The organism is Burkholderia sp. HAN2018 (genome assembly GCF_024704855.1).
Taxonomy (GTDB): domain Bacteria; phylum Pseudomonadota; class Gammaproteobacteria; order Burkholderiales; family Burkholderiaceae; genus Burkholderia; species Burkholderia cepacia.
Map to the genome: position 1 here is coordinate 1 of NZ_QOBB01000363.1, position 4,481 is coordinate 4,481.

At 69.4% G+C, this 4,481-nt stretch carries 4 protein-coding genes and 1 pseudogene; 1 reads left to right on the forward strand and 4 read right to left on the reverse strand.

From position 1 onward, the window contains the following. On the forward strand, nucleotides 1-379 hold a 379-nt coding region (locus tag DPV74_RS39230; RefSeq protein ID WP_119339143.1), incomplete at its 5' end, for an MFS transporter. Between the two features lie 129 nt (nucleotides 380-508). Here the strand turns inward: DPV74_RS39230 and DPV74_RS39235 are convergent. The 4 genes and pseudogenes from DPV74_RS39235 to DPV74_RS39250 form a co-directional block, all read right to left on the reverse strand. After that, the gene (locus DPV74_RS39235; RefSeq protein WP_027791034.1) at nucleotides 509-1,675 is read right to left on the reverse strand and encodes a glycosyltransferase family 4 protein; all 1,167 of its coding nucleotides are present in this window, start codon (nucleotides 1,673-1,675) and stop codon (nucleotides 509-511) included. Next, entirely contained in the window at nucleotides 1,675-2,859 is a 1,185-nt protein-coding gene (locus DPV74_RS39240; RefSeq protein WP_048022243.1) for a glycosyltransferase family 4 protein, read from the reverse strand. Before DPV74_RS39240 ends, DPV74_RS39235 begins: the two co-directional genes overlap by 1 nt. Further along, entirely contained in the window at nucleotides 2,856-4,322 is a 1,467-nt protein-coding gene (locus tag DPV74_RS39245; protein ID WP_059693905.1) for an O-antigen ligase, read from the reverse strand. Before DPV74_RS39245 ends, DPV74_RS39240 begins: the two co-directional genes overlap by 4 nt. 10 nt (nucleotides 4,323-4,332) lie before the next feature. Continuing rightward, nucleotides 4,333-4,481, reverse strand: a pseudogene (locus DPV74_RS39250) (glycosyltransferase family 1 protein); the annotation flags it as partial.

The following is a 4,481-nucleotide window of genomic DNA, read 5'->3' on the forward strand; positions in this document are numbered from 1 at the left end:
CCGCGCGGGCCGGCTCGCGGATCGCGGGCGCGGCGAAGCGACGACCGGCGCCGCGCTCGCGCTGCTCGCGTGCTCGTGGCTGCCGCTCGCGTTCGGCGATTCGTCGATTGCATGGCTGGTGGTCGGCATCGTGCTGCTCGACGTCGGCGGGCAGGCCGTCCACGTCGTCAACCAGAGCATGATCCTCGGCACGCGGCCCGATGCGCATGCGCGCCTCGTCGGCTGCTACATGCTGTTCTATTCGGCCGGCAGCGGGCTCGGCGCGATTGCATCGACGATGATGTATGCGCGCGCCGGATGGGCGGGCGTCTGCGTGCTCGGCGCGGTCGTGAGCGTGGCGGCGCTCGGCGTCTGGGCCGCGACGCTCAGGCGCGCGTGAGACGTGCCGGCGTCGCGCATCGGATGGGGGGATCAGCCGGCCCTGCGCAGGCGGCCGGCACGCGAACCGGCCGCGCATGCACACCGGTTCGGCTTCCCGTTCGGCGCGCAGATCGCGCGCCACGGGCGCTCAACCTGCCGCCCGGATCGCCTCTTCGTACACGCCGGCCACGCGCCGCGCGATCACCGCGTTGTCGAAATGATCGCGTGCATAGCGCTTGCACGCGGCCTCGTCGGGCAGCGTGATCGCGCCCGACAGCGCGGCACCGAGCCCTTCCGCGATCGCGTCCGCGCCGGTGGACGGCAGCACGAGATCGTCGGACAGCCCGGCCACCGCCTCCGGCAGCCCGCCGACCGGCGTCACCAGCACGGGCGTGCCGGACGCAAGCGATTCGACGGTGATCAGCCCGAAGCCTTCGAGCGCGACCGTCGGCACGACGCTGACCGTCGCCGCGCGGTACAGCGCGGCGAGATGGTTGTCCGGCACGAAGCCGAGCAGCTTCACGTTGTCCTGCAGGCCTGCCGCATCGATGCGCTGCTGCAGTTCCTCGCCGATCTTGCCCTTGCCGGCGATCAGCAGCAGCACGTCCGGGTGACGGTGCTTGAGGAGGCCGATCGCGTCGATCAGGTCCTCCAGCCCCATGCGCCGCACGAGCCGGCGCACGGCCAGCACGATCGGCCGGTCCTGCGGCAGTTGCAGCTTGTGCCGCGCCTCGGCGGGCGTGAGCGGCGTGTCGAACTGCGCGGTATCGACGCAACCGGGAATCACGCGCACACGCGACGGATCGATCCCGTAGCGGTTCGTCAGGATCTGGCCGAACGCTTGCGACAGCACGATCAGCCGCGACGAACGCGTATAGACGGCCTGCTCGAGATAACGCTTCGCGCGCTGGCCGAGCGACGCGGCGCCCTCGACCTGGCTCTCGTCGGCCCACGGCCCCTGGAAGTGCGACACCTGCGGAATCCCGCGCGTGACGTCGAGGCCCGGGAACGTGTACAGCGCGAAGTGCGACGAGATCACGTCCGGCCGCTCGCTGCGAATCTCCTCGCGCAGCGCGCGCCGCGCGGCGAGCATACGGCGCGCGAGCGGCTCCGATGCGGGGCCGAAGCCCTGGATCGCGCCGCCCGTGTCGTCGGCGACCTTCTGCGAGCCGGCGACGAGCCCGCGCACCTCGACGCCCGCGCCCGGCAGCGCGCCGACGAGCGAGTAGTACATCCGGTCGAGGCCGCCCGCGCGTTCGGGGAACCAGTGCATGCCGATCTGCAACGATTTGATCGGCCGGGAAGAGTGGGACATTACGATTGCTCCTGCGTCACTGCATGCTCGACCCGCTCGAAGGCGGACGGCTGCGTGGGTTGGCCGATGCGCCGGTAGAGCGCGACATACTGGGCGCCCATGTGCGCCCAGCCGAAACGGGTCATCAATTCGCGGGCCGCGTCGCCCATCGCGCGGCACGTGTCGCGCGACGCCGCGAGCGAGCCGATCGCCTGCGCGAGCGCGGCCGGATCGTCCGGGTCCTCCAGCACGATCCCGCATTCGCGCGTGATGATTTCGGCGCCGCCCGCCGTACGCGCGGTGACGACCGGCAGCCCGGCCGCCATCGCCTCCAGCAGCGACAGGCTCATCGCTTCGTAGCGCGACGGGAATACGTAGGCGTCGACCGAGCGCATCAGCGTCGGCATGTTTTTCACGAGGCCGAGGAAATGCACGCGCGCATCGATGCCGAGCGCGCGCGCCTCTTCCGGATACGGGCTGCCGGGCAGATAACCGGCCACCGCCAGGTGCACGTTCGCGGGCAGCTTCGTCAGCGCCTTCAGCACCGTGCCGAGGTTCTTGCGCGGCGTGCGCAGGTCGCCGACGAACAGCAGCAGGAACGCGTCGTCCGGCAGCTTGAACGCCGCGCGGTCGGCCTGCGCACCGGCGAACGCGCTGCCGTCGACGCCGTTGTAGATCACGCTGATCTTGCGGCTGTCGATGCCGAGCCCGGCGATCTCGTCGGCCACCTTCTGCGACACGGCGGTGATCGCGCGCGACCGCTTGTACGCCCAGCGCTCGAGCGTGGTATTCACGCGCGTATAGACGTACTGATAGGCCGACCACAGCCCCTTCGTCGGCCCGAACGGATAGTACGGACTCTTGAACCAGCCGCCGTGCACGAAGTGCGCGGTATTCACGTCGGCCTTGATCCACGAGATGAAGCCGTTCACGTGCAGCACGTCGTATTCGCTGCGGTGCGCGCGCAGCCAGGCCGCGCTCTTCAGCGCGAACACCTGCTGCTTGACGAGATTCGACGGCCAGAAGCCGCCGACCTTCACCGGCACCCAGCGCACGCGCGGGTCGGCCAGCAGCTCGGGCGCGACGTGCGACGCGACCAGCGTGACCTCGTAGTTCTCGGCCAGCGCCGCGCGCGCGATTTCGTAATTGACGCGGCCCTGGCCGTCGTTATGTCGCACGACGTGCGTGACGATCGCGATTCTCAATGGTCGCCTCCCCGTGAATGCGCGGCGGCCAGCAAGCGTTGTGCCTTTTGCCAGTGCGCCGCGGCTAGTATCGAAAAAATGGCTGTGAACATCAGCAGACCGCCCGTGCCGATCAGCGAGTTCGTGAACACGAGCATCGCGAAGGTCGACAGGCACAGGCTCAGGCACGCGCCGACGAACTTGTCATTGCGCAGCTTGAATGCCGCACGCAGCGTGCGGCCGAACAGCATCACGACGCCGGCGAGATACAGCAGCGTGCCGGGCCAGCCGAGCACGAACGGCACGTTCATCACGCCGCTGTCGAAGCTGCCGTACTTGCCGAGCTCGCCGCTGTCGCTCGACAGCTTCGTGGATGCCCCCGTCGCGCCCATCCCCTCGCCGGCGACGTCGGTGAACGCCGTCTGCGCGAAGGTGGCGTAGAACTTGTTGCGGTCGTCGTAGCTGCGGTCGTCCTTCAGGTTCGTGATCGACTGCAGGCGCGCGCCGAGACGGTCGGCCACCGGCCCGACGGTCAGGAGCGGCACGCACAGCCCGACCAGCACGACGCCGCTGATCAGGATCCGCATCCGCACGCGGTTGCTCGACTGCACGAGCTGGATCGCGAGCGCGATCACCCAGCCGCCCCAGGTCGAGCGCACGAGACACAGCGCGAACGACACGAAGCCGGCCGCGCCCGCGAACCAGCGGATCTTCTGCGGCGCGGCGAACACGAACACCAGCGCGCCCATGATCGCGAACGCGAACGGCCCCGACGAGTTCATCGTGCTGAACACGCGCACGCCGTACGGCACCGGCTCGCCCTGCGAACCCATGTCGGAGCCGATCATCCACAGCACGTCCCACTGCGGCATCACGAAGTACTGCACGACGCCGTACAGGCCCATCACGAGCATGCCCCACATGAACGTGGACAGCAGCACGTCGCGGTATTCGGGATAGTCGCGGGCGTTGACCATGATGTGAAAGCCGATCAGCACCGGGTACACCCAGTTCGCGAGGTCGTAGGTCGCGGCCATCACGCCGCTCGACACGATCCCGACGAGGTACGCGTACGCGAGCCCGAACAGCATCAGCAGGATCGGGATTCCGCGCCGCTGCGCGAGCACGCGGTAATGCCGGATCAAACCCAGGCCGGCGATCATCGTCACCGCGAGCGGCGCGACCTGGATCAGGCTCGTCGGCGTGAACGCGCCCTTCGACCAGTCGGCGAGACGCCGCACTTCCGGGCTCAGGAACCACACCCACCACATGAAGCCGACGTAGCGCGCCGGACTCTTGAAATACAGCCAGATGCCGACCGCGATGGCCAGCACCGGAAACGCGAGCGTCAGCACCTTGCCCTGGTGAATGGCGATCAGCGCGGCGGTGAAGGACCACAGCCCGGCCTGCCCGACCCAGTGCTTCCGCTCGGGCAGCCAGTTGCGGCGGCGCGACGGTGCGCGTTCGGCGGCAATCGTACTCATCGATCCGCTCTCACCGCGACGACGGGCGCGAATCCGCGAGCGGCATCGCCAGGCCCGCCGCCGCCGGCGTCCGGCGCCGGCGCAGCATGTCGCGCGTGATCCGCACGTGCTGCTCGGCGAACGCCTGCGTGGTCAGGTCGCGCTCGCGCAGGCACGCGG

Bases quoted from the DNA above. Each gene is read 5' to 3' on its own strand.
- DPV74_RS39235 (WP_027791034.1), bottom strand. From the start codon at position 1,675: ATGTCCCACTCTTCCCGGCCGATCAAATCGTTGCAGATCGGCATGCAC.
- DPV74_RS39245 (WP_059693905.1), bottom strand. From the start codon at position 4,322: ATGAGTACGATTGCCGCCGAACGCGCACCGTCGCGCCGCCGCAACTGG.